The organism is Coleofasciculus sp. B1-GNL1-01, from assembly GCF_040220235.1.
Classification (GTDB): Bacteria; Cyanobacteriota; Cyanobacteriia; order Cyanobacteriales; family Coleofasciculaceae; genus Coleofasciculus.
In genome coordinates this window covers 1-25,644 of the sequence record NZ_JAVJTO010000134.1, presented here as the reverse complement: position 1 = coordinate 25,644, position 25,644 = coordinate 1, and the positions used below count along the sequence as shown (strand labels likewise).

18 protein-coding genes and 2 pseudogenes are annotated in these 25,644 nt (G+C 47.8%); 7 read left to right on the top strand and 13 right to left on the bottom strand.

Annotated features, from left to right (window positions below):
* Positions 1-52 precede the first annotated feature (52 nt).
* The 3 genes from RID53_RS31310 to gndA all read left to right on the top strand — a co-directional run bounded on the left by RID53_RS31310 (position 53) and on the right by gndA (position 2,335).
* Positions 53-178: a hypothetical protein gene (locus RID53_RS31310; RefSeq protein WP_446391814.1), complete on the top strand. Its 126-nt coding sequence runs from the start codon at positions 53-55 to the stop codon at positions 176-178.
* Positions 179-241: 63 nt separating this feature from the next.
* Positions 242-640, top strand: coding sequence for a hypothetical protein (locus tag RID53_RS31305; protein ID WP_446391813.1), 399 nt, complete (start codon positions 242-244; stop codon positions 638-640).
* A 279-nt stretch (positions 641-919) separates the two neighbouring features.
* Positions 920-2,335: an NADP-dependent phosphogluconate dehydrogenase gene (gene gndA / locus RID53_RS31300; RefSeq protein WP_446391812.1), complete on the top strand. Its 1,416-nt coding sequence runs from the start codon at positions 920-922 to the stop codon at positions 2,333-2,335.
* 370 nt (positions 2,336-2,705) lie between these two features.
* Here gndA and RID53_RS31295 read toward each other — a convergent pair whose 3' ends face one another.
* Positions 2,706-4,640, bottom strand: coding sequence for a hypothetical protein (locus RID53_RS31295; protein ID WP_446391811.1), 1,935 nt, complete (start codon positions 4,638-4,640; stop codon positions 2,706-2,708).
* 578 nt (positions 4,641-5,218) lie between these two features.
* Entirely contained in the window at positions 5,219-7,198 is a 1,980-nt protein-coding gene (locus RID53_RS31290; RefSeq protein ID WP_446391810.1) for an iron uptake porin, read from the bottom strand.
* 680 nt (positions 7,199-7,878) lie between these two features.
* Here RID53_RS31290 and RID53_RS31285 point away from each other — a divergent pair.
* Positions 7,879-8,091: a DUF2839 domain-containing protein gene (locus RID53_RS31285; protein WP_446391809.1), complete on the top strand. Its 213-nt coding sequence runs from the start codon at positions 7,879-7,881 to the stop codon at positions 8,089-8,091.
* A 338-nt stretch (positions 8,092-8,429) separates the two neighbouring features.
* Positions 8,430-8,813: a DUF1815 family protein gene (locus RID53_RS31280; protein WP_446391808.1), complete on the top strand. Its 384-nt coding sequence runs from the start codon at positions 8,430-8,432 to the stop codon at positions 8,811-8,813.
* Positions 8,814-8,955: 142 nt separating this feature from the next.
* Here the strand turns inward: RID53_RS31280 and pdhA are convergent, their stop codons facing one another.
* Positions 8,956-9,987 carry a pyruvate dehydrogenase (acetyl-transferring) E1 component subunit alpha gene (pdhA, locus tag RID53_RS31275; protein WP_446391807.1) on the bottom strand — a complete coding sequence of 344 codons (1,032 nt, stop codon included), beginning with the start codon at positions 9,985-9,987 and terminating at the stop codon, positions 8,956-8,958.
* A gap of 167 nt (positions 9,988-10,154) precedes the next feature.
* Here pdhA and RID53_RS31270 point away from each other — a divergent pair, with 167 nt between their 5' ends.
* Positions 10,155-12,494, top strand: coding sequence for an IMS domain-containing protein (locus RID53_RS31270; protein WP_446391806.1), 2,340 nt, complete (start codon positions 10,155-10,157; stop codon positions 12,492-12,494).
* Between the two features lie 111 nt (positions 12,495-12,605).
* Here RID53_RS31270 and RID53_RS31265 read toward each other — a convergent pair whose 3' ends face one another.
* Positions 12,606-14,366 (bottom strand): iron uptake porin, encoded by a 1,761-nt coding sequence (locus tag RID53_RS31265; RefSeq protein WP_446391805.1) that lies wholly within the window; start codon positions 14,364-14,366, stop codon positions 12,606-12,608.
* 33 nt (positions 14,367-14,399) lie between these two features.
* Here RID53_RS31265 and RID53_RS31260 point away from each other — a divergent pair, with 33 nt between their 5' ends.
* On the top strand, positions 14,400-14,531 hold the full coding sequence (locus RID53_RS31260; protein ID WP_446391831.1) for a hypothetical protein: 132 nt from the start codon (positions 14,400-14,402) through the stop codon (positions 14,529-14,531).
* Positions 14,532-14,562: 31 nt separating this feature from the next.
* On the opposite strand, the pseudogene RID53_RS31255 reads toward RID53_RS31260, so the two are convergent.
* The 9 genes and pseudogenes from RID53_RS31255 to RID53_RS31215 form a co-directional block, all read right to left on the bottom strand.
* Positions 14,563-14,685 (bottom strand): annotated as a pseudogene (locus RID53_RS31255) (type II toxin-antitoxin system PemK/MazF family toxin); the annotation flags it as partial.
* On the bottom strand, positions 14,678-14,869 hold the full coding sequence (locus RID53_RS31250; RefSeq protein ID WP_446391804.1) for a hypothetical protein: 192 nt from the start codon (positions 14,867-14,869) through the stop codon (positions 14,678-14,680). The gene RID53_RS31250 and the pseudogene RID53_RS31255, both read right to left, overlap by 8 nt.
* A gap of 149 nt (positions 14,870-15,018) precedes the next feature.
* The gene (locus RID53_RS31245) at positions 15,019-16,929 is read right to left on the bottom strand and encodes an iron uptake porin (protein WP_446391803.1); all 1,911 of its coding nucleotides are present in this window, start codon (positions 16,927-16,929) and stop codon (positions 15,019-15,021) included.
* Positions 16,930-17,188: 259 nt separating this feature from the next.
* Complete coding sequence (locus RID53_RS31240) at positions 17,189-19,399, bottom strand: PhoX family protein (protein ID WP_446391802.1); 2,211 nt, start codon at positions 19,397-19,399, stop codon at positions 17,189-17,191.
* A gap of 350 nt (positions 19,400-19,749) precedes the next feature.
* Positions 19,750-20,418, bottom strand: a complete 669-nt coding sequence (gene phoU / locus RID53_RS31235) for a phosphate signaling complex protein PhoU (RefSeq protein ID WP_446391801.1) — start codon at positions 20,416-20,418, stop codon at positions 19,750-19,752.
* A 172-nt stretch (positions 20,419-20,590) separates the two neighbouring features.
* Positions 20,591-20,740, bottom strand: coding sequence for a hypothetical protein (locus RID53_RS31230; RefSeq protein ID WP_446391800.1), 150 nt, complete (start codon positions 20,738-20,740; stop codon positions 20,591-20,593).
* A gap of 53 nt (positions 20,741-20,793) precedes the next feature.
* Positions 20,794-23,205 (bottom strand): glycoside hydrolase family 65 protein, encoded by a 2,412-nt coding sequence (locus RID53_RS31225; RefSeq protein WP_446391799.1) that lies wholly within the window; start codon positions 23,203-23,205, stop codon positions 20,794-20,796.
* Between the two features lie 4 nt (positions 23,206-23,209).
* Positions 23,210-24,748: a trehalose-phosphatase gene (otsB, locus tag RID53_RS31220; RefSeq protein ID WP_446391798.1), complete on the bottom strand. Its 1,539-nt coding sequence runs from the start codon at positions 24,746-24,748 to the stop codon at positions 23,210-23,212.
* A pseudogene (locus RID53_RS31215) lies at positions 24,745-25,406 on the bottom strand (RRXRR domain-containing protein); the annotation flags it as partial. The gene otsB and the pseudogene RID53_RS31215, both read right to left, overlap by 4 nt.
* Positions 25,407-25,644: the final 238 nt, after the last annotated feature.

Sequence of the window (25,644 nt, the reverse complement as noted above, 5' to 3'; positions counted from 1 at the left end):
ACGAAAGCGAGTTCTCCACCGTTAGCTTTTATTGTGTCCACCTACTTAGTATTTGCCTAGTAAACGAGAAAAGCTTACCCCTGAAAAATCCTTAAGACGCTATCAACAACTACTGAGTCAAGACTATGGGCAAATTGAAGCGCTCAAAGAACGATGCGATACGGAACCGATACTCTAACTCCCTGTCTCCCTCGCCACCGTTTAACATATAAGAACGGGAGTCTCTTCGGAAGACATCAGCGTGAAGCGAATCATCCTTTTACTGCAAATCCTCACATCGATTACTGTAATCACAGTTAACAGTATCGTGTTGTACCAGTTCTTGCATCGTTCTGGTTGTACAGCCTTTCAATTTAACGTCAAAGACGCCACTCGGTTCAAAGATACAGCCGTTGAGTTTGGTGATTGTGTCAAACGAGCGGTTCACAAACAAGAGGTTCCCAAAAAAGAAATTCTTCCGACTGAACCTCCTCCCCCAGCCGAGTCATCTCCTGTGGTTCAACCTGTACCTTTGGTGGAAGAATCTCCTGCGGTTACACCATCTCCCGTGGAAACATCACCCGTCACCCAACCCTCCCCTACCGTATCCCCGCCTGGAGTTCAACCGTCTGCGACTCCTCAAACTTCACCCTCGAATTAATCGATTTTGTCGCTTTGGTGCTGAGCGCTGGGCGACACATTCTTAGATAAAGCTTCTGGGCTTTGTACTTAATTTTTGGCAAGAATGCGCCAGCCCCTACAAAAATCCTGCCTTCTGCCTTGTTTCCACCTCTAGCGAGATTATCCGGTTTGAGGTTTTATGTATCCTAGTTGGGGCATACTCGTAATGCAAAGTTTACAAGATTCCGCCGCAGAGCAGGCTACCCTGTAGGGGAAATAAACACGAGTACACGTTCAACTACATTCTGACGAGAGATATATGACACAACCAAGCTTCGGAGTCATCGGTTTAGCAGTGATGGGGGAAAACCTGGCGCTCAATGTGGAAAGTCGCGGGTTTCCGGTGGCGGTGTATAACCGGACTAGCTCAAAAACGGAAGAGTTTATGGCAAAGCGGGCTTCGGATAAAAATGTTACCGCCGCCTATTCTCTGGAAGAGTTTGTCAAAACCTTGGCACGTCCCCGCAAAATCCTGGTTATGGTTAAAGCTGGGAAACCTGTTGATATTGTTATCGATCAACTCAAACCCCTGCTCGAACCGGGCGATATGATTATCGATGGCGGGAACTCCCTCTACGAAGAAACCGAACGCCGCACTAAAGACTTAGAAGCCACCGGACTCGGTTTTGTTGGGATGGGGGTCAGTGGTGGCGAAGAAGGAGCGCTCCATGGTCCTAGCTTGATGCCGGGAGGCACGGATACGGCGTATCAAGAGTTAGAACCAATTTTGACCAAAATCGCCGCTCAGGTGGATGATGGACCCTGTGTCACCTATATTGGTCCTGGGGGTGCAGGTCATTATGTGAAGATGGTGCATAACGGGATTGAGTATGGCGATATGCAGCTCATTGCCGAAGCTTATGATTTGCTCAAACATGGTTTAGGACTGGATCACAAGCAGCTTCATCAGGTGTTTTCCGAATGGAACACGACTGATGAGCTAAATTCCTTTTTAATTGAAATTACGGCGGATATCTTTAAGTACATTGATCCGGATACGAATCAGCCTCTGGTTGATTTAATTCTGGATTCTGCTGGACAAAAGGGAACTGGACGCTGGACGGTGGTTAGTTCTCTGGAATTGGGTGTACCGATTCCCACGATTTATGCGGCGGTGAATGCGCGGGTGATTTCGTCTTATAAACAGGAACGAGTCGCGGCGGCGAAGGAGCTAATCGGGACGACGGGCAACTATGAGGGAGATAGCCAAGCGTTTATCAATAAAGTCCGTGATGCGCTTTATTGCTCCAAAATGTGTTCCTATGCTCAGGGCATGGCATTGTTGGGTAAGGCTTCGGAGGAGTTTAATTACAACCTGAATTTGGCAGAAACTGCCCGGATTTGGAAAGGGGGTTGTATTATTCGGGCAGGATTCCTGGATAAGATTAAAAATGCCTTCAATGAGAATCCAAAATTGCCGAATTTATTATTAGCGCCAGAGTTTAAGCAAACCATTCTGGATCGCCAAGATGCATGGCGGGAGGTGCTGGTGGCTTCTAACCAGTTAGGAATCCCGGTTCCAGCGTTTAGTGCGTCGTTGGATTACTTCGACAGCTATCGGCGCGATCGCTTACCGCAAAACCTGACCCAAGCACAGCGCGACTACTTTGGCGCTCACACGTATCAGCGAACCGACAAGGAAGGGGTTTTCCATACCGAATGGGCGCAGTCATAGAGATATGATCCGCGTCAGTTAAAACTGATAGCTTGCACCATTTTTAGTCAGCGCCGACAGCCGCCAAGAACTCAAGTTCTTGGCTTATAGCGCAAGTCGATTGAAATCGACTGGAATTCTTTTGTAGTCGTCTAAAGACGACTAGAACTTTTAGCCTTGGGTTTAAACCCAAGGCTGTGTTTTTTGACTTAAACGACATAGGTAGGGGTATTGCTACCCCTAAACCTATCTCAGAAGACACTTATTCTTTAACCGCCCTGAACGATTGACTGGATGACTAGATGGTTATCTCCATGGGGTTGGAAGTTACTGGGATTCCCCCTTCTGAATCCTTGCCAACCCCGTAGTGACGATTTATCTGACTCCAAGCTTAGTCATCATCGTCATCGTCGTCATCATCGTCATCGTCGTCATCATCGTCATCGTCGTCATCATCGTCATCGTCATCATCGTCATCGTCATCATCGTCATCATCGTCATCATCGTCATCGTCCATGTCTAGATCCATCTCATCGTCGGTATCCTCATCGACGCTAGTATCCTGATCGTCCATATCCATCGCAGTATCATCTTCATCGACAATGGTGTCGAGTTCCTCATCAGAAATCTGGCGCAAACCAACCAACCCTGGGAAGCAACGACTGCTCGGACCAACCATCTTGTAGCCTTGGCGACCTAAAGCTACACCGCGACTGCGGCGAGTGGCGACAAGGTAACGATTACCGCCACGTTCTGTATAGTTAACTCTTACTCGCCCTTGAGCAGCACTGGCGCTGGTAAAGCGGATAGAGTTGGAGATTTCGTACTGACTTTCCGCCGTACTGGAAGTGTTAGAGAAAGCAATCAGGTTAGTATTCGCCGAGCTAGCACCTGCTGCTGTGGTTGTAGTACTTGCTGATGCTGTAGCAGAGGCGGTAGCTGAAGCCGAAGCAGTCGATGAGACTTGGGATTGTCCCGAACCATCTCCTGTGAAAACGATGAGGGTGTCACCACTGCGGAAATTAATTTCGTTGTTATTCTCAATCGAAATGGTGCTGCCGCCGAATGTGATGTTACTAACATTCAGTGTGGCACTGTCACAAATCACACAGACTAAATCAATGTTAGTTCCATCACCAAAGTCATCATCATATTCAAAGCCGGCATCATCATCCATATCCATCATGTCATCGTCATCAATATCTCCGTCGAAATCTGTATCGACATCATCGATATTGCTGACTCCACCAAAAGCGCGGAAACTTATACTTCTAGCTTCACCTTCGACTTTAGCGCCTTCTTGCTCAAATTTGAACTTAGTTTTGTCACTATCGCCTGTGCTGGCGAAGGCTAATCCATCAGCACTAAATACTGAAGCAATACCAGAAACTTCTCCTTCGTCTTTCCCTTTAATCTCGAAGCTGTCTAAAGCAACCTCAGTATCGATACCTGACCCTTCAAGCTTTAAACTCTCTAAATCTGAGAGCCTCGCATCGACAATACCGCCTTCACCTTCAATCTTAAATTTAAATTCTTGGGTTGTGCCGGAAGAGCCAACGGTCTGAATTTCAAATTTCTGGTTGGCGTTACCAACAAAGCTAATTTCGTCAGTAGTGCTATCAAAGACGTAGTTACCCGCCTCTAAATCCTGCCCTTCAAACTTAAACTTAATCCGCCGAACCAGAGTACTTTGATCAGAATCTGGGGGCATGCTACTGCCACCTCCCCGGAACTCTAAAGTCGGTGGCAGGTCAATCAGACCACTGTCTAGACCGGCTTCAAAGTCACCAACTTGCAATTCTCCATCAGCAGCCGCAAAACCACTTGTAGAAACAGTAACATCTTCAAGACCGGGTAAAAAGATGGGTGGCGCATCACCAACCATCTCAGGTGAAATCAGCGAACCCGTCACGTTCAGGCTTTCAGTAAACGAATCGAGGGTAAAGTTTAACAGGGTATCCCGTCCTGAAAAGGTCACCAAACCACCATTTTGGGTAAAGGCAATACCTGAGAGTCTACCTTGAAGCACACCGGTGTCACCTGCATTCGGCATACCATCGCCGTTATCTGTGAAACTGGCAGCATTGGGTACAAATTGAGAATTCGTAGTGACACCATTGGGACTTTCGATGCGGAGTTGTTGAACCGTGGCATCAAACAGCGTAACATTCCCGTTGGCATCTGTAGTTGGTACAAAAAATGCCGCTTCACCTTTTACATTACCCCCGGTGACTTCAATTTGCGCTTCAGCTGCCGGGGACAGTAAAACAGCCAAGCCACCAACGATACCTAAACCAACAATGTAGCGAAGTGATTTTACAATCATCTTAAGACTCCATCCGTGAATGAACTAAATGAACTGAGGTATTTTCCTGGCTTCGATATTCAACCTCCACTATTAGGCTTGTCTTGATTTAATCCTGACCAGAGTCAGTTCACGAAGTAGTAGAGGTTAGAAGAGGGGAAAAAGTACCCCAAGACTGCTTTGCCAGGTCAGTGTATCCGTCGATTACACAATGCAGGTTACTGGTTATTTTTTCAGCCTTTCCTTTTCAAGACGCCTCCAAATTAGTGCAGTTCCCCCACAGGGGCATCTTTACAGAAGCTTTATACATAACCTAGAATCCAGACTTGGCATACCGTTTGGATGCATGTCAACTTGGTAGGTTGGGTTAAGCAACGTAGGCGAAGCCTTCTCGAAGAGTAACCCAACTGATCGGGTTAGCTTTGATAGTGTGGGCTTTCACGCTCCATGCTCTCTACCGTTTAGCATCAACTATCCGAGTTTTCTGTAATCAGTTGTGGAACCAGGAGTCAGTCTTTTCCAGCGAGACGTATCAAACTTGAAATCCCACTGTCCTAAATCACTGACTCCTAACTCTTGACCCGAATATCTCTTCCTAGCTAGAAGGTAAACGTTGTGCGAATTGCACCAATCGTGATTGTGTCGTTGTCGTCGTTATGCAAGGGATTAAAAATCACAATCACTCCCGGCGTAATGCTGATATTGTCTGCCACTTGCCAGCGATAGAACGCTTCGACATGGGTGGTCGTGTCCGGTTGACCACCATCATCATCTAGGTTGCCTCCTTCATTAATCAAGCCAGGAAAATTTCTACCCATACCTTGGCTGTCTGTAACATTACTGTCCGTGATTTTAGGAGGCTGACCCACATAAATACCCCCCATATTACCTTCACCAAATAAGTCAGGAAAATTCAGGAACGCCATCCAGTTAAACGTCTGCACATCTCCTGAACCGCTTTCAAAATCTGAATCGGTATAACCTGCCCATCCCCCAAAGGTAATACGAGGCGTAACTCGCCATTCTAAACCAGCACCGAAGGCATTGGTGTTAATTGGTGCTCTGAGATTATCGTCAAATAAATCAATCACTACCTGATCATCCCCAACACCAGTGCCTAATCGACCAAAAGGAGAATAGGCATTAATGTACTGGAAAGAAACATCGATATTATCCGTAGGAGAGACGACTAACTGTGCACCGGCTGAGGTTTCTCCACTATCTCCGCCAAAGATACCCCCATTATCTGTATCTGCTGGTGTGCTGGCTGAATAGACCCCCTGCAAACTCAGGCGAGTCGCAATTTGCCAGTCAAAACCAATACCACCACTGCCATTGCCTACATTAATAACTGGGTTACGTTGAGCGAAGCGAGATAGAGGACCTGAACCTGCACTTTCAATCCGGTTGACTCCCCGGAAAACGTTAACTGGGTTCACACCTTCAGGTCCGACAATTACAGCAACATTCCTGCCGATTAGCTGACGATAATTGAGGTCAGTAATCTCTAAGTCATTATCATTGTCACCCTCATAGCCCAAGCTTACGTAGTTACTTAAGGCAAATCTTGTTGCAGCCGTAGTTGTGCTACCGTTACCCGCCTGGAAACTGGTTAACAACAGACTGCGAGGACTCAATTGAGTAAACAAGCTCAACTGCACATTGTTAATGAACGTGACATTGGTGTCTTGATCCGTTAATTGGTTAGTGGCTAATTCATATTCATTATCCTCGCTGCGCCCCTGAACCCCAAAAATCGCCTGTCCAAACAGTTTTGTCGTTGTCGAGAACTGATTATCCTCCAAAAAGGCAGTTCGATCTTCCAAATTATCCACCCGTGCCCCTAGGGTCGCGATTTCTGCCTCAAACTCCAGCACCAACCGCCGCAGCGTCTCTAAATCCCCCGTGGGAAAGTCAGAACGCCCTGCAATCAACCGCTCAATTTGCTGCATACAAGCATTCAACCCAGCGGCAAATTCATACCGGGTCATCGCTCGATTCCCCCGAAACGTGCCATCTGGATATCCGGCAATACAACCATACCGTTCCACCAGACTCCGCAGTGCCTCATACGCCCAGTCTCCAGGCGAAACATCTCTTAGTTGAGACACATTGGTCACTTGACCCATCGGGTCAGATTCCTCTACGGCGTCTAGGGGATCAACGAACAGCGGATCAGGGACAGTGGGATCACTGCTGTCTTCCATTTCTGGTAAGGCTTGGGCTAAGTCTTGAACTTGGGTTTCCACAAAGGTGTCTTCGGACTCGATTAGGGAATCCGTTGACGTGATCATTCCGACTTCACTGGTGGTGGATACCTCTAGTTCAGTGGTGATCTCTGCTTCAGTGCCTGGAAAAGCTATCTCAACCGGAGAATTCACCCGTCCCGTTTCAGTTGACAGAAACAATCCTGGGTCTACTCCTGACGTTTCAGTCCGCCGAGCCAAATCTGTTGGCTGTTGCTCTGAAGATTCAACAGGCGTTGCTTGCGCGGCAGAGAAGCTGGTCACCCAGCAACCTAAGGTAGCGAATATCAAGGCTGAAGACGCCGTTTTTCCCAAACGTCCATAAGTCGTCATGGTTTTATAACTCCTCACAAAAACCACACTCGCCCTCGATTGTAGCTAGAAAGAAGAGGCAACTGTCAATTAGTTTTTTATTCCTTAATCAAAGGTAAGTTTCCTTTTGGAGAAAAAGAAAAGGGAACGGGAAACAGGAAACAGGAACAAGGAATTGAGGACGTTGACAATTCTTAACCTAGTTAACAAAATTTATGTTCAGGTCATTAAGGGCGGGTTTTACCGATCGCCTTCCTTCGATGTCCGATAGCTTGACTGGCGAGAGTCTTCCTAGAGGAACAGGACTATCTGTCAGGGTAAGATCTGTCTGTGTACCTCACTTACTACCAAAAGCGCTGTAAGCTGAGGAGTCGTCAAATATCTATACAAAGACAGAGAGTCCAGAATTTTCTTAACCCCTTCTTAACCTGAAAGCATCCAACCCAAGTATCCTCGACTGACACTCCTGTCCCTTCTCGCCTTGAAGTACGGGGTTTCTCGGCGGTTTCCCGATAGACTATCGATGAAAAATAATTATTAACTTAAGTAGGGTTGAGTTGCCAATTGGCTCAGGATTTCTAATCTAACGATCCCCGATCCCGGAGAAATTGTCAGAATTACTTGTCATTTCGTAAACTTATGCCAACCAAATCTCAGGAATAACGCTAAGATCGAATTCATTTAGTTGAGGAATGCAAGGAATGGGTGAAGCAAAACGTCGTAAAACTGCACTTGGAGACAAGTACGGTCAAGAGGCGCGACTCTTCCCCTGGCTCCCAATTAGTAAAAGTCAGGGTGAGCAGTTCGTCAAACTAACGACTAAGGGCGCTTGGATTGGCATCGGCTTCCTCGTAGTCTGGTGGCTAACCGTGCGCTTTATTGGACCAACATTCGGTTGGTGGCAAATCAATTAGCCAATTCCCACCGATGGACTAGGCGGCAATGGTATCAGATTGAGTATCGCCATTGTGACGGCTGATACAACTCATTAGGAATTTGTATCGGATAACTTGAGGATTGCCCCAATGACTTGAGCTACCTAAAGAGCAACTCGTCTGAAGTGGGCTAGAATCGTGGAGCCAAATCATCAAGCTGGAATTGCTCAAATCCCTAACTCTGTTAGTCAATTTGAGGAATCAGCCGAAGACAAGGCTTTTTCATGTTTTGCACTGACCCCTCCCACAATAGAGTCTTAAATCCTTAAGAAAGTATAAAATCTAATATTCGTAGGAAAGGTGTTTGGAGGATTAACGTGTTCATAAGACTTGCAGAGCAACATCGTCAATTTGTACGAGATTTAGTCATGAATCTTCAGGCTTTGGCGATCGTGCTAGAAAACCGAGGCTATTTGGCATCATGCTATACCTGCGGCAATCAAATGAATAGTGCCTCATTCATGGTTAGTCTGGGCGATAGTCACCTGATTCGTTTTTTGGTCTCCGATTACGGGATCACTTGGACGGAAATGCGCGATGATCGCGAACTGATGAAGCTCGAAGGCGCTGAAGCGATTAGCCAACTTCAGGACTTAGCGGATCTGGTCAAATACCAAATTCAACCGTCTGCTGAGGTTCGTTACACTCCAGCGCGATCGCCAATTCACTCTGAGCGCGAATCGATTGAAGTGATTGGTTAAAAGTCAGAGTGTTTGGAACATCACCGTTTCCTTGTCTTAAGGCAAGACTTCAGGTAACGCGAGGCGAGAGGTTCAATGAGATGGTGAAAATTAAGCCCTCTTGCCTCTGGCGTTTACCGATGCCAAGTTGAAATACTATACCTCAATCTTCGGCAAAAATGTAACGATGTAATTCACTCTTGTCAGGTTCTGGACTGGTTTGAGCAAACTGTACCGCGTCATTGAGAACCTCTTGAATGCGTTTGTCGATCGCCTTGAGTTCTTCCTCGTCAGCAAGATTTTGCTCACTTAGGTAGGCGGCTAGCCTTTTAATCGGATCGCGAGTCATCCAAAAATCCTTCTCTTCGGAGGTACGAAGTTCATCAGGATCAGCAAGGGAGTGACCTCGGAAGCGGTAGGTAAGGGCTTCAATTAAGGTGGGACCTTCACCCGCCCGCGCCCGGGCAACGGCTTCTTGGGCGACGGAGTGTACTGCCAGAACATCCATGCCATCGACTTCGATTCCCGGCATGCCAAAAACACTGGCTTTTTTGTAAATTTCTGGCTGGGAGGTTGCTCGTTCGTGCGCCATGCCAATTGCCCATTTGTTATTTTCCACAACATAAATAATCGGCAATTTCCATAAGGCTGCCATGTTTAAGCATTCAAAAAACTGACCGTTATTGCAGGCACCATCGCCAAAAAAGCAGGCTGTCACCTGATCAGCATTCGGATCACCCAAAGCGTCACGGTGATATTTTGACGTAAATGCCGCGCCTGTAGCAACGGGAATCCCCTCCGCGACAAAGGCAAACCCCCCCAAAAGATGATGGGGTTCTGAAAATATATGCATCGAACCCCCGCGTCCTTTAGAGCATCCAGTGGCTTTGCCAAATAACTCCGCCATCACCTCCCGTGGGGGAACACCTGCGCTCAAAGCATGGACATGATCGCGATAGGTGCTGCATACATAATCATAATCCCGGCGCATTGCCCGAATCACCCCCGTGGACACGGCTTCTTGACCGTTGTAGAGGTGAACAAAGCCAAACATTTTGCCCCGGTAATACATCTCAGCACACTTGTCCTCAAACAAGCGCCCTAAAACCATATCTTCGTAGAGCAGCAATCCTTCGTCTCTACTAATTTGACCGTCTTCAACTTGAAACTTGGGTAACGTCCGTTCCTGAACCATGGCGAATCGAGTATCCTTGCAGCAATACTATACTGGTATTTTGTTCTCAAAACTCAAACCTATTTTTCAGCTAGGATAGGTGAGTCTTGGTAGAATGACTACTACATTGGGGATTCTATGAGTTAACATACATGAATTCAGTTGTTGCAGCGCTGGGGAAGTGAACCGTGCGAATTCCGCTCGATTACTACCGAATATTAGGATTGCCGATCCAGGCAACACCAGAACAGCTTCAAGTCGCCTATCGCGATCGCACTCTCCAACTTCCACGTCGGGAATATTCGGAAGTGGCGATCGCATCTCGCAAGGAGTTGCTGGATGAGGCGTATGCGGTTCTCTCTGACCCGGAACAGCGCTCAAGTTATGATGCTAGTTTTCTGGAGAAAACCTACGACCCAGAGTCTAGCCCTTCTTTACCGTTGGAATCAACGGCGACGGCTGAAACCACAGCTACGGAGGCGATTGATCCAAGTAGTCCCAGCTTAGACATCAGCAAGGAACAATTTGTTGGCGCTTTGCTGATTCTGCAAGAACTTGGGGAATATGAACTCGTCTTGGACTTAGGACGACCTTACTTACACAGTCGTGACAGCATCAGTTTGGATAAAGGTCACTTAGGTGACCCGCAACTGGTGCGACCCGATATTTTCCTGACCCTGGCGCTGGCGTGTTTGGAACTGGGGCGGGAACAATGGCAGCAAGGTCGGTACGAAAATGCCGCCTTGTCCCTGGAAACGGGTCAAGAATTACTGCTGAGTGAGGGTTTATTTCCTACGGTGCGGGGCGAAATTCAAGCGGATCTCTATAAGCTGCGTCCCTACCGGATTCTGGAATTGCTGGCATTACCCGATGAACAGATTGCTGAACGGCGTAAGGGTTTACAACTGTTGCAAGATATGCTACAGGAGCGCCAAGGAATTGATGGCAACGGGGATGACCAGTCGGGGCTGAGTATTGATGATTTTTTGCGGTTTATCCAGCAGTTACGGGGTTACTTAACAGCGGCGCAACAACAAACCCTATTTGAGGCAGAAGCCCGTCGCCCTTCCGCCGTCGCCACCTATCTGGCGGTTTATGCCTTGATTGCTAGAGGATTTGCCCAGCGCCAACCCGCTTTAATTGCCCGGGCGAAACAAATGCTAATGCGGTTGGGGCGGCGTCAGGATGTGCATTTAGAACAAGCCGTCTGTGCGCTGCTGTTGGGTCAAACGGAAGAAGCCAGCCACGCTTTAGAACTGAGTCATGAATACGAACCGTTAGCCTTTATTCGGGAACAGTCTCAAGGCGCTCCAGATTTGTTACCGGGATTATGTCTGTATGGAGAACGCTGGCTGCAAAATTCCGTCTTTCCCCATTTCCGCGACTTGGCAGAACAAACCGCCTCGCTGAAAGACTATTTTGCCGATGAGCAGGTACAAGCCTATTTAGAACAGCTTCCGGAATCGACGCCAACGGCTAATAATGAATGGTCAGTGACGGCTCAGAAAAAAGCCTACACGACAACAGGCGCATCCGCAGGTCGGAGTAATGGTCATTCCCGCGATCGCGAACCAGCCGTTGTGGGTTCATATAGCAGCAGAGAGCGCGATCGGGCAGCTCAGACAGCAAGTTTTGCAGGGGGGAGCGATCGCGCCTCGGTATCCGGTGTCTCGACGTTACCCGCCAGCCAACGGGTTGCTTCAGCAACGAGTCGGGTGGCAGAACCCACAACTCAAGCCATTAATTCTTCTGGGGATTCGCCAACAAACACGGCTGTCAAATCACCAGACTCAGGGCGTCAACCAAAAACCCGATCACAAGCAGAAGCGGCTGGTCGAGTTCGGACTACACCGACATCGGCTACTGGCTCCTCTGAACCCGGACATCTAGATCAGTCAGCTCCAGGACGTCTGCAACGACTACCGGAACGCCGCAAGGCAGCTAAAAACCGACGCTCTATCTTGCTGGTTATTGCTGGAGTCGTGGGTATCGGATTAATCGGGTGGTTGTTAATCGCTTGGATACAAAACCTCCGCCAAGGTTCCTCTGCGCCAGCCTTAGAAGGTGAACAACCCATGGTGGAACTGGCTCAGCCTCCGATTCCGATTCCTGAAGCCGATAGTCAGTTAATCGCACCCGGAGGTCCGCTGACCCAAGATACCGCCCAGCAAGTGATTCAAACCTGGCTTTCGACGAAATCGCAAGTGTTCGGACCCGATTATCAAATTGATCGATTGGATCAAATTCTAGTTGATCCAGTTTTGTCAGTTTGGCAGCGGCGGGCGCAAGCGAATCAGCAACGGAATATTTATGCCCAGTATGATCACCAGGTTAAAGTAACATCTGTGCAAACGAATCCGGCTAATTCTGACCAAGCGAAGGTGGACGCGGCGGTTAAAGAACAAGCCCGTTTCTATCAAAATGGTGAAATTAATCAGGCACTTTCATACGATGAGAACTTGCGGGTTCAGTATGAGTTGGTGCGTCAGGAGGGTCAATGGTTTATTAAGGATATGGCGGTAAGGTAGGCTATTCGTCATTTGTCATTGGTCATTTGTCATTCGTCATTGGTCATTTGTTAAGGAAAGTCTACCAGATCCCCGACTTCTTGAAGAAGTCGGGGATCTCATTAAAGGTGATTAGAAGCTAAAGGTTGTGCGAATTGTGCCGACCCAAATATCATCATTCCCATCATCATGATTGGGATTTAAAATGACATAAGCTCCCGGTGTAATCAGGATATTATCGGTAATTGGATATTTGTACTGCGCCTCGATTAAGAAAGAAGTATCATCATCCTCATCACCGCCATCAACATCCGTTAACTTGGGTGGCATTCCTCCAGCCACTGAAAAAATAGCCCCCTCTTTCCCTAAGTCCAGGAAAGATACACTTGCCATCCACGTCCATAGGTCAGCATCATCTCCTTCTCGGTCACCCGCTTCAGCTTCTGCATCAATGTAACCCCCCCAACCCGCTAGGTTTATTGTCGGCGTAACTCGCCAGTTTCCTTGGATGCCAAAGCGCAAGGCGGAAGTCGCAATTTCGCCAAAGGGTTCTTTTGCCCGTGGACTCCCTGTACTACCAGAAAGGTTGACATCTTCACCGGGATAGTAAGAATAACCAAACGCAAAGCCTAAATCTAAGGTGTCTGCTAAGGCTAGATTTAACTGAGAAATGGCAGTAAAATCACCATTGAATACTCCATCCTTATCGGCTGGACTTTCACTTTCACCCGTCACATACGCCACATCTAAACTCAGGGAATCACTGAACATAATATTAGCGCCTACGCCTTGTTCAGCATTATTTCGGAAGACAAAAGGATTGCGGCGATAAAAGCGATTTAAGGCTCCCGTACCGCTACTTTCTAGATAGGGATTGTGTAGGTTAGCTATTTCATTAAAATCAAAGTCATTAGCACCAATGGCAATCATGATTTTATCGCCCAAGGGAAATTCATAGATCAAGTCATCAATCACGATATCGTTATCTGTTGCTGCTTCATACCCTAAGCGAGCCATTTCTGTACCTGTCGCCTCATCGAATTCGGGAATATTTCCCGCTTGTAAGCGAACTCTCAGGCGGTCTTCTCCCATGAAACTGGTGTCAAAGTTTAAACGAGTCCGGTGACTAAAGGTGAGGTTATCACCAAACGCATCAACGTCACCATCGTCATCGTCGTCTTCACCATCAATCCTTAAGTCTTCATCACTAAATGCACCACCTAGGTTAAAAATAACTTCCCCTTTCAGTTTGGTGGTGGTAGAGAACTGGTTGTCTTCTAAGAATGCCACACGCCTTTCTAGGTTATCGACTCGTGCGCCTAAAGTTGCCAATTCCGCTTCAAATTCCTGAATTAACCGCCGCAGAGTTTCTAACTCAGTCTCGTCAAAACCACCCGTACCAATCAAACGTTCAATTTGGTTTAAACAGGCATTTAAACCTGCGGCAAATTCGTAACGAGTCAGGGCGCGATTACCGCGATAGGTGCCATCCGGATACCCTGCAATACAGCCATAGCGTTCTACTAAGCTTCGCAGCGCTTCATACGCCCAATCTCCCGGAGAAACATCTCGCAGTTGACCCACGCTGGTTACTTGGTTGAGGGATTCGGCATCATTTTCACCACTGTAGCGTTGGATTTGTTCTAATAGTTCCCGATTAGAATCAGCCGTCATGTTGGTGGGATTCAAGCTTGGGGGGACATCGGAAGCGATTTGTAGAGGATCAATTTCTATTGAAGTTTCCGATAACTGGCGATTGAGTTCTACTGTAGATTTGCTGGTATTTGCTGTTTGGTCAGGAATCGCCGCATCAGCGTGGCTGACGGCGAATAGAGACAGTCCAAGTAGGGCTGGACTGAGTTTCAGCGTCTTCCAGACTAGGGTTGATTTCATCGATTCACTTTCCTCACACCGAATAAACTTAAAATGCTTATTGGCTCATTCTTATCCAAAACGGGCGTTAACGCTAACTATTGGCTCGGCACAGCTAAAATTGTGGAAGAGATTTTACCATTGAATCGGGCGCAAGTCTTTGCGCCCCTACGGTTTCGCGGCTAATGGTTAATTCATTAAATAAGCTGTGCCACGCCACTAGAGTAACTAGCGCACGATCTTGGTTGAGAGTAGGAATACTGACTACTAAGCATGGTCTAACTTTTGCCGCATAGCCCAGATCGACAAGCCAGACTTCACCACGATCAGGACTACTCATAATCCGCTTCTTGTTGGTCTAGTGTCAAGAATAACTCTTCAGCATTGAAGACAAAATCTTCATCTGCCAATGGTGGAAAGTCAAAATGGATGAGCCGCTTCAAGATTTCTACGGAAATCTCAAGTTGCTCTGAATCAGGCAACTGATCAAAGGTCTGAAGAATCTTTTGAGTTGATGCAGTCATGAGCTTTAATCCAGCATATATTTAGACCTTAGCATAGGCAATTACGCAAGCGATCGCGCTTATTAATATAAGGTTAGGATTAATAGGGGTACAGCAATGCTGTACCCCTACACCAAATGATTCAATTGTCAACGATAGCCGAGACAGGCTTAGAAACTGAAGACAGTGCGGATAGTTCCTACCCAGATGTCATCATTGTCATCCTCGTGTTCTGGGTTAAAGATGACAAAAGCGCCAGGAGTAATCGCGATATTGTCGGTCAGTTGATAGCGGTAGAACACCTCTAAATGGTAGGAGGTATCATCATCGTCGCGCCCAGATAAGATTTGGTTACCATCAGCATCGACAACCAAATTCTCTGCATCATTATCGGTAACTTTAGGTGGCTGACCGAACACGACACCTAGCTTATTGCCTTCACCACCCAAATCGAGCAATGCTAAGTTAACCGCCCAATTCCAGATTTCAGCATCATCACCTTCTTTCACAAGGGATTCGGAACCCAACATTGGGAACAATGGATTGAAGCCGAAATCATCTTCAGCTTGAACATCTTGATAACCGACCCAACCGCCAACAGAAAACTTACCAAATGTTGCATTCGCTTGCAACCCGAAAGAATCGGCTGAAGTTGCTACATTATTGGTAAAAGGTCGGCGTGCTAAAAGGCTACCTGTAGACCCAGTAACATTCACATTCCCGTCTGCATCGTTTAAGTCTTCTCCCCGGTAGTAGGAACGCACATAAGTTCCAGCTATGCTAATATTTTCAGTCGGCTTGAACGTTATCTGACCCAAGGCAGCGAAATTGCCGTTAAAGAGTCCCCTGTCCTCACCTGGATCTGATCCTTCGTCAGCAAAGTAACTCGCTGACAACTCTAAGGCATCTCCCAAGCTATAAGTTAAGGTTCCACCAGCACCGCCTCCTGTCCGATAAATCGGATTGAAGCGACCAAAGCGGGAAATAGAACCACTACCACTACTGTCAAAGAAAGGGTTAACTACATCGATAATGGTGTCCTGAAACTCACCGTTAGCCGCATCAATTTGGACAAGGAGGTTGTCACCGAAGGGGAAGCGATACCAAAGTTCATCAACGGCAACGTCGTTACCGTCGGCTCCATCAAACCCCAAGCGGGTCATGTTAGTGCCAGTAACACCACTATCAAATTCAGCCATGTTTATGGCTTCCAAACGAGTACGCAAGCGATCGCGTCCCGTAAAGCTGGTTTCAAAGTTCAGACGTACCCGATCACCCAAGACTGTATTCGTGTCATCATCCCCAGTAGCAATCGTATCGCCGAAAGTATCAGCCAGACCAAAGATGACTTCCCCTCTCAACTTAGTCGTTGTTGAGAACTGATTGTCTTCCAAGAACGCTACGCGCCCTTCCAGGTTATCCACCCGCGCACCCAGGGTTGCCAATTCTGCTTCAAACTCCTGAATTAATCGGCGCAGGGTTTCTAAATCAGGAATTTCTCCGCCATCCCCAATTAAACGTTCAATTTGCTGTAAACAGGCATTCAAACCAGCCGCAAATTCGTAACGGGTCAAGGCGCGATTGCCCCGATAGGTACCATCTGGATACCCGGCAATACAACCGTAGCGCTCAACTAAACTACGCAGCGCTTCATACGCCCAGTCACCCGGAGAAACGTCTCGCAACTGACCCACGCTGGTTACTTGGTCAAGAGAGGCAGATCCTTCGTTGCCATAGCGCTGGATTTGCTGCAAAATTTCCTGATTAGAGTTAACCGAGCTATCTCCAGCCGCCGGAACAGGTTCAGGGAAGGTACTATCTGCCAGTTGGAACGTGGGACTAACGGTTACGGTGGGTTTGGGCGTATCCGTTGCTGGGATGGCTTCAGTCAGTGCTGCATCATCCAACGTGGGACTGATTGAGGCTGTCGGTTCAGCGTCCAAATTTATCGCGGCTGTAGACAGATCAGCAGCCGTCTGATGGGAATTTGACTCAGCCGCCGATGCACCACTAGCGACGAATAAAGAGGCAACCAACAGGACGGGACTTGCCTTTACCGTTTTCCAGAATAGAGTTGACATAATCATAAACAATCCTCACACCTACTTCCATGCCAAAACTGTAAACCAATTGGACTGAATGAGCAATAGCTTTTTTGCGTTTACTCAAAACATATCACTAATTTTACGCTTTAACTGTTACACGTTTTTATCCTCTAAGAAATAGATTCTAAATCAAAGCTGTTGAGCTGGATACCACGAAAAGATTAGAATTATTTATCTGAATCAATTAATGTAGAAATGTGGAGATATAGCATATTACATCTCTATTAAGAGTATTTTATGCCATAGTAATCGGTTGGTTATCCAATCGCCGAATCGCGACCACGGCTGGCTGGGGTGGATCGCTTGTGCCTTTACGGGGCCAGTTGGAACCCAGGGGGACTTGACGTTCTTGCAGAAATTCTTCTCCGGTAGTAGTTTTTATCACAAACTTACGAGTCTCAGTCTGGTTATCCTTGCGGATACCGTATTTTTCCCCTGGGTGTTGTACGGCGAGGAATAGGGTTTTTTGATCAGGACTAAAAAAGGGTCCGGTGGTTTCACATTCCATCGGTCCAATGCCAAATAAGTAAGCATTCCCTGCCATTTCCCCTGATGTGGGCAGACACCAGATCGAATTATTGCCAAAAATGCCCTGGATATCAGTTTGACTTATGGATTCACCTTGGTCATTGACCCGACTGGTTACGGGCTGATTGTGTTTGGAGGTAGATATATCCGTCACCATCCAAACATTACCATTGTTGTCAAATTCTAAATTATCGGGATTAGAAAATCCGGCACCCCCTTCAGCGGGTTCGCCCCCCATGGCAAAGGAGTCCCAGCGAAATGTCATTGCGGCGGGATTATCTTGGTTTTCTACTAGACGCAGAATCCAACCATATTCCCAGGGCGTTTCTCCCTTGGGTCCCTGGAAAACGCGCTTGTCGGGTCCGCCATCTCCCCCTGGACTACCAGAGGTAAAGGCGATATACAGCGAACCATCCGCTGCCATATCTGTATCTTCCGGACGGGCGGTGGTGGTTGCACCAGCAGCATTGGCGGCAAAATGGGCGTCGATTAAAATTGCTCCTTGTTTTTCGATATCATTCCCTTGGTATAAGTCCCCCAGTGTGGCAAACTGCTGTTTAAACGCCAAGGCTTCCGCATCGGTTGTCACCTCCACAATTCCCCCCTGGGGACGTTTGGGTAAGGGGACTAAGCTGCCTTCAACGGTACTGGGTAACACAGGGTTAACGGGGGTACTGGGTGTTAATGCCATCCAGCGTCCTGTGCCATCAGGTGCAAACACCGCCGCGTAAAGCATTCCCTCTGCCATTAAACGGGAATTGGTTTTATCGGTTGGATCACTAACGGTGTCTTTACTGACAAACTTATACAGATGACCGCCTCGGCGATCGCATCCCGAATATACCGCTAAGGGTTTCCCAGATACAACCTTAAACGCCACGGCTTCATGACGAAATCGACCCAGCCAAGTGTGTTTTGTCCCATAATCATTGGCATTAGCCGGATCAACTTCTACCATCCAGCCATATTTATTCCCAGCTAAACCCAAGACATTCCCTCGTCCATCGACAAAGTAATCGTTAATCACAAAGGGAAGCGCAGCGGGGTCAAAGGACGTACCATCAGCGTAAACGGCTTCTGGCACTTGGTCTTGAAAATTTTCCTCTGCACTGAATACTGTTCCCCAAGGGGTGGTTCCACCCGCACAATTTTGGAATGTCCCAATAATGCGATCGCCTAAGCCATCCTGGTATCCTTGTGCTTGAGTCTTGCGGAAAACCGCGACAGCAGGTCCCGTGGCTTTGAGATAGCGATCGTCTGCTAATCCAGAGATTCCGGTAATCCGTCGATCAGCACCAGAATTCGTTCGCATCCAGGTTCCATCGGCTGTTCGACGCAGTGAAATCACACCCAATCCCTGATCAATCAAACCCGCTTGGGAAATCTGGCGAATTTTGGCTTTTAGCGGATCAGCATCGGGTAAAGCAAAGGCATTAATTTTACCATCACTCTTCGCCGCCACCGCTTTAACTTCTTCAAATGGTAATGACTCACCGATAACCTGAGAGTAGGTTTGCATCCAGGTGCCACCGCTAATATATTCAAAATTAATGGTCAGGTATCCTTCATCCTGACCTGTTTCTATAAATGATAAATAATCATTGTTATAACCAAAGCGAGAATCCCCCACCGGATCTCCCCAAGCGCCGATCACATCGTAGGTAAAACCTTCGGGTAGTACCAAATCATCCACCACTTCATAACGGCTGTAGGCTTCGATTTGTTTCGTTGATGGCACGCGATCGCTTTCTAACGGTAGGGGACCTTTAACGGGTTTAAAACTCAGATTATCTGTATTCGGGTTAATTTGGGTTAATGAACCTGAACCCTTCTGACTCGGAGAACTACAAGACCCCAGCGCTACTGTTCCTGCACTAGCTCCCAGAAATAGCAGAAAATGACGACGTTTGAGAGCCATAGTTTTGCCTTACCCTTTCAGTTTCGGGTTTCGTGATAGGAATACCCTAGATGCGATATTACTTTAAATCTTGCAGGTTAGAAAAAGGTAAGGTATTGGTAATCGTTAGGTTAAGCTGGGCTGAAATGATAATGAATAAGAGCGGGTTTTGTTTTTCAGTTATTGGTGAGGCAGGGTGGGTTTTGTTTTTCAGTTATTGGTGAGGCAGGGTAGATTTTGTTTTTCAGTTATTGGTGAGGCAGGGCGGGTTTTGTTTTTCAGTTATTAGTAAAAAGCTAGCGCTAGTTCCTAAACCCGCCCCTACAGTTTCTAAACCTGCCTCTACAATCTTCTGCCTTCTGCTTTCTTTTCTAGGAACGATGACCTGTAACAATATAAGTCACCCGTTGACCGATGTTGGTCGCATGATCAGCCATGCGTTCGATATGACGAATTGCCAAGACCAAGAGGACAATTGGCTCCACTACGCCTGGAATATCTCGCTGAAAAGCTAACGTGTGATACAACTTGTCGTAGGCATTATCGACTTTATCATCTAGTACTTTAACCGCTTGTCCAGCCGTCGCATCTAAGTCCGCTAATGAGGCTAAACTCGACGCTAGCATCGCTTGGGCATGGTGGGACATTTCTTCAATCTGGGACATACAAGGATGAGGCGGATAAGCGAATAATTTTACCGCAATTTCTGTTAAATCCTCAGCATAATCACCAATACGTTCCAAATCCCGGATTAATTGCATAAACGCACTAACCAGACGTAGATCTTGTGCCACTGGCGATTGAAGTGTGAGCAGAGAGGCACACTCTATTTCTATATGGCGGTAGTAGCGATCAATTCGTTTCTCAATGGAGGTGATTTCCTGGATTGCCTCCAGATTTTGATAAAATAGAGCTTGATGACCGAGGCGGAAAGAATTTTCCACCAATGCGCCCATCCGCAGCACATCCTGCTCTAAGCGGTTAAGGGCGCGTTTAAAGTGATTGCGATCGCAAGGGCGGTTTGCAGAAGATAGACTCACCTCATCCTACTTTGTGGCTGAACACCTCCCTCCTGCCTACTAGGTCGTAGGATCGGGGAGGAAAGCCACACCTCCTAACTCAATTTACTTATACAAAGCGGTGGGTAAAAAGAAGTATACTTTCTACCCAATTGCCTCATGGTTTAAAGCATCTCCCCTGTACGGGTTAATGTTAGCCTCGTCCATATTGTTGATGGGCGGGGTGATTGACTTGCCCTAGGACAATTTCAATTCTGTCTACTTCTATTGATAGCAGATTAAGGTTAAATTGGAGTAAACTACATTGCTGGCAAGGGAGAGGTGGTGATTTGTCATTCGTCATTTGTTGATTGTTTATGGTTCATGGTTCATTGGTAATCCTCTCCCCCATCTCCCTCAAGCCAATTTAAACTCCCTTGTCTCTCCCTCAACCATCTCATAGACCTCACCTTGGAAGCCAATGCAAGCCGGTTGTGACCAGCCGCGATCAAAGGAAACGGTGAGATTTTCATCAGTCAACCGCAGTGATAGCCAATGTCCTCGGTAGCGCAATCGCAGGCGTATATCGGATAATTCACTAGGCAGACACGGATTTAACCACAAGACCTGATCGCGAATGTCCAACCCGGTATAACAGCGTTGCATCAGATCCACCGTTCCCGCCATCGCCCCTAAGTGGATGCCTTCAGGCGTTGTACCTCCCTGAATGTCATCAATGTCGCTATGGAGAGCCTCTTTAAAGAATTTCCACGCTTTTTCTCGATCTGATCGGGATAATACCCAGGAATGCACCATCCGGCTGAGGGTGGAACCATGAGAGGTGCGCTGCATGTAATAGTTGATATTGCGGGGGATGGTTTCCGCATCGAAGGGGTAGCCCATATATTCAAATAGATCCTGCAACGTCTCTGATGAGAACAGATAGAACAGCATCAGTACATCCGCCTGCTTGCTGGCTTTGTAACCGTTCGCATCCTCATCTTCCGCCTCTAAGATGCGATCAAGGCGCTGGATATCGCCGTATTTTTCTCGATAACCTTCCCAGTCAAACTCCTTGAGATTCTCATACCCCTCAAACTGGCTAATTATTCCCTTATCGTGGAACGGAACAAACATTTTGCGACTGATTTCCTCCCAGCGAACCAGTTCTTCGTCCTCGATATCCAGAACCTCGGTCAATTCTTCGCGGCGCTTTTCGTCGAGTAACTGTAACACGCCACTGGCACAACGTAATACCCATGCTGCCATCACGTTGGTGTAAGCGTTATTATTTAATCCCGGCGTCTCCGTATCGGGATAATGGGTGTGGAATTCATCCGGACCCATAACGTTACGGATCTCATAGCGATCGCGCTCTGCATTATATACCGTAATACTTGCCCAAAATCGGGCGAGTTCCAGCAATAGTTCTGCACCGTAGTAGGAGAGAAACTCGATATCATTCGTCGCTTGGTAGTACCGCCAAACGTTATAGGCAATTGCCGCATTGACGTGTCGCTGAAAATTGGAGTTATCTGGAATCCAACGTCCAGAACGAGGATTCAAGTGCAATTCCTGGCTTTCCTCGCGTCCATCACTGCCACTTTGCCAGGGAAACATTGCGCCCTGGTATCCGGCTGTACAAGCCAAATGCCGCGCTTCGGTGAGGCGGCGGTAACGGTACATTAGCAGAGAACGGGTCAATTCGGGTAGGCGCAGATTCAGGAAGGGAAAAATGAATAACTCATCCCAGAGAATGTGTCCGCGATAGGCTTCTCCATGCCATCCTCGCGACGGTACGCCCACATCCCGATCAATGGTATTCGGTGAAGTGGATTGCAGCAGATGGAAGATATGTAACCGCAAAATAAACTGGGTGTCGATATCACCGTTTTCCAGGTTAATATCAGCAATACTCCAGAGATGACGCCATTTCCGTTGGTGCGATCGCAATAAATCCGCAAAGCCTGACGCTCGGCGCACAGTCTTCCTAGCTTCTAGTCCAGGTTCACTGATGGCAAAGTCTCTTGATGTATAAATCGCGACAATCTTCTCAACCCGCAGTTCCTTCTGTTGCTGACAGGGTACAACTAAGTGCTGGGCAATCCGTCCATTCTCATCCCGACGTTCTCGCTGCGTTGGCACCACCACATCACCCTCGAAGACTTGGGTTCGCGCCGCTTGAGTCATGCTGATATGAGATTGATTGGTGCAAACACTCAGAAAAATAGCGTCTTCGCCCTCATAACCTGTATCCAGGATGTCTAAGTGTTTACTATTAAGCTGTCGGTAGCGCTCAACGTTTTGATTGGATACAGTCCCATCCAGTGCGGAACGAATCTCGATTTCTCCTGACCAATTGTGGGCAATTAGCCGCCACTCAATCGCGGCTAAATGGGGGTTGTCTTGATGAACTAGGCGTCGGCTGGTGAGAGTAAACTCGCGCTCGTTGGCGTCACGGAAACGTACCATCCGTTCCAGCACGCCACAGTGTACGTCTAAACGATAGGAAAAATCCAATACGTCAACCGCATCAATATCAAACCAGTCACCATCTTTGGGGCGAAAGTTCAGAGGAAGCCAATTGGGAAAATTAACCAGATCTTCGCTTTCCAGGACACGACCCGCTATATTGGTTTCCAGCCGATTATACCCGCCTGCTAAGTAAGTACCGGGATAATGAGAACCCCCAGCATTCACCTCCTCGAAAGCGCCGCGTGTGGCAATGTAGCCATTTCCCAATGTACAGAGTGCTTCCCGTAATCCCTGTTGTTGGGGTTCCCAGTTGGGGTAGATCAGTTGCCAATCGTGCGTTTTCCGTTCAGCCACGATGCTAATTCCTTTCGTCTAATGTCTTCAATAATGCTTGGAAAAACTGCTTCACCTCGTCGGGGTTTTGCAGATAATAATTAGCCTGGGTTGGTTCGTCTGGCATACCCACACGAATACCAATTCCGCGATCGCGCAGCGCTTGGAAGGCATCTTCGTCTGTGGTATCGTCGCCTAAATACATCGGCAGCACATCTGGGGTGTTGATGTCAAGTTTATCCAGCAACCAACAGATAGCACGCCCTTTATCCCAGGCTACGTCTGGCTGTAGTTCAAATATCTTTTTGCCACGGCTTTGGCGTAGCTGTGGATGGTTTTGAACCACCTGATCGACAATGGCTTGAATCCGTTCCACATCTGACTCAGCCACTTCTCGATAATGAAGTGCGATCGCAAACCGTTTCCGTTCCACTTTCGCCCCAGCAATGGGTTTAAGCTGTTCCCGTAGCTGGTGTTCCGCCTCATCTAATTCCGGGAGACTGGCTTGGGCTTGTTGCTGCTGCATCTGGATACCACCCCCAGCGACATCAAAACCGTGGCTACCTGCATAGTAGAGTTTATCGATACCTACCATGTTTTGTACATCCGCCAAGTCCCGTCCACTAATTACCGCCACAATCACTTGATCAGATAACTGTAGGAGTAGCGATCGCATTTCCTGAGACAGGATGGCGGCTTCCGGGCGTTGTACAATCGGCGTCAGTGTCCCATCATAATCGGTAAATAATGCCAATTGGCGATCGCGCAGCCGAGTTTCAATAGTGCTAATTTGTTCCAGCGCCGAGGGGAGGGATTGAGTCGTTTTCTCTGGCGTTACCGAGATATCCCGTAAATCGCGAACCACAACATCCGCACCATGGTGGCGTAAGGCGTCACCACCGCCATCGCGCACCACACCGACAACTAACCCAAATTGTCCCGCTTTTCCCGCTTTCACACCAGATATCGCATCTTCGACTGCGATCGCATTTTCCGGTTCCACAGAAAGTTCACGGGCGGCTTGTAAAAAGATATCGGGTGCGGGTTTCCCATTGAGGTTTAGTTGTGCAGAATCAACGCCATCCACCTTCGTATCGAACAGATCCATTAACCCAGCCTTATCCAAAATCGCTGCACAGTTGCGACTGGAGGAAACAACCGCCGTTTTCACACCTTGCTTTCGCCAGTGATGAATCTGTTCGACTGTATCAGAATAGGTTTCCACGCCTTCCTGTTCCATTACATCCAGAAAAAGCTGATTCTTGCGGTTCCCCAGCCCACAGATGGTTTCCTGATCAGTGGAATCATCAGGATTTCCCTGGGGTAATTCAATCCCACAGGAGGCTAAGAAACTTTTTACCCCATCGTAACGGGGCTTCCCATCCACGTATTCATGGTAATCCGCATCAATATCAAACGGCGTGTAATCATCTCCTTGGCGTTGGGAACGTTGGTGCAGATAATCATCAAACATCTGCTTCCAAGCTTTAGCGTGTAAACGCGCCGTCTGGGTAATGACGCCATCGAGATCTAAAATGACCGCTTTATACTGGTTTTCGCTCATCGCTTTACCTCGTGAGACCCCAACCTCAGCGAAGCAGGTTGGGGAGGGATAGAGGTCAAACCGTGCCACTCACTTCGACTTCGCTCAGTGTGGTGAGGTTTGACAATCCAACTGTTGATACCAGTCCGGTATTTCGCTGCAACAATTGGACTTTTTTGGCAGTGAACTGTCCCAACCGTTTCCAGTTAGCGTCACTCACCGAAACTTTGGTTTTGGTGTCACCGGAAACGTAACCGTAGTAGGTGATGCCTGCTTTTTCAGCCTTGACATAATCGCCCTTCCTTAACCCACTGTGGCGAGTAACCGTGCCACCATAGTTTCGCCGCCGCCCTCCCTTGCTGGGAATCATTAGGTGTAGTTGGCGGCGGCAAATTGGGGGGCGGCTGATTACCGCAAATTGACAGGGTGTTACCGCTATTCCACCATTGAAGGTGCCACTTCTCCCTTTGATTTGGCGATACCATAAGAACTGGGAAGCGGCGAGGCAAATACCATCAACAGCATGGGCGGCAGGTGACTCTTCAGCCTTGTTCTTGGACTTGGGCAAGCCAAGGTACTGTCTTAGGGTTGAGGTGTGCCATCCCTCTTGGGTGTGGACGGTGTAGCCAGCTTGTTCTAACTGTTCAATCTGCCAATAGTTTGGGTCGGCGGGAGATATTGCTACCTCCCGTCTCCCTTTCAAAACCGTGCGTGACAGTTTCCCGTCACACGGCTCCTCAGTGACTTGACCCTTGTCATGGGCACCTCTTCCCTCAGTTAGGGTTAGGCGGTTAGAACGGGTTATCATCCAAATACCTCGCTAACTCTTCATGTGCCAACTGCCTCTTTTGCCTCAAGGCATCCATAGCAGTTTTTTGGTCGTGGCAATGTCTGTGCAGTAGCTGACGGTTGCTCAA

Bases quoted from the DNA above. Each gene is read 5' to 3' on its own strand.
- gndA (WP_446391812.1), top strand. From the start codon at position 920: ATGACACAACCAAGCTTCGGAGTCATCGGTTTAGCAGTGATGGGGGAA.
- RID53_RS31295 (WP_446391811.1), bottom strand. From the start codon at position 4,640: ATGATTGTAAAATCACTTCGCTACATTGTTGGTTTAGGTATCGTTGGT.
- RID53_RS31290 (WP_446391810.1), bottom strand. From the start codon at position 7,198: ATGACGACTTATGGACGTTTGGGAAAAACGGCGTCTTCAGCCTTGATA.
- RID53_RS31285 (WP_446391809.1), top strand. From the start codon at position 7,879: ATGGGTGAAGCAAAACGTCGTAAAACTGCACTTGGAGACAAGTACGGT.
- pdhA (WP_446391807.1), bottom strand. From the start codon at position 9,987: ATGGTTCAGGAACGGACGTTACCCAAGTTTCAAGTTGAAGACGGTCAA.
- RID53_RS31265 (WP_446391805.1), bottom strand. From the start codon at position 14,366: ATGAAATCAACCCTAGTCTGGAAGACGCTGAAACTCAGTCCAGCCCTA.
- RID53_RS31260 (WP_446391831.1), top strand. From the start codon at position 14,400: ATGCTTATTGGCTCATTCTTATCCAAAACGGGCGTTAACGCTAACTAT.
- RID53_RS31250 (WP_446391804.1), bottom strand. From the start codon at position 14,869: ATGACTGCATCAACTCAAAAGATTCTTCAGACCTTTGATCAGTTGCCT.
- RID53_RS31245 (WP_446391803.1), bottom strand. From the start codon at position 16,929: ATGTCAACTCTATTCTGGAAAACGGTAAAGGCAAGTCCCGTCCTGTTG.
- RID53_RS31240 (WP_446391802.1), bottom strand. From the start codon at position 19,399: ATGGCTCTCAAACGTCGTCATTTTCTGCTATTTCTGGGAGCTAGTGCA.
- RID53_RS31230 (WP_446391800.1), bottom strand. From the start codon at position 20,740: ATGACGAATGACAAATCACCACCTCTCCCTTGCCAGCAATGTAGTTTA.
- otsB (WP_446391798.1), bottom strand. From the start codon at position 24,748: ATGAGCGAAAACCAGTATAAAGCGGTCATTTTAGATCTCGATGGCGTC.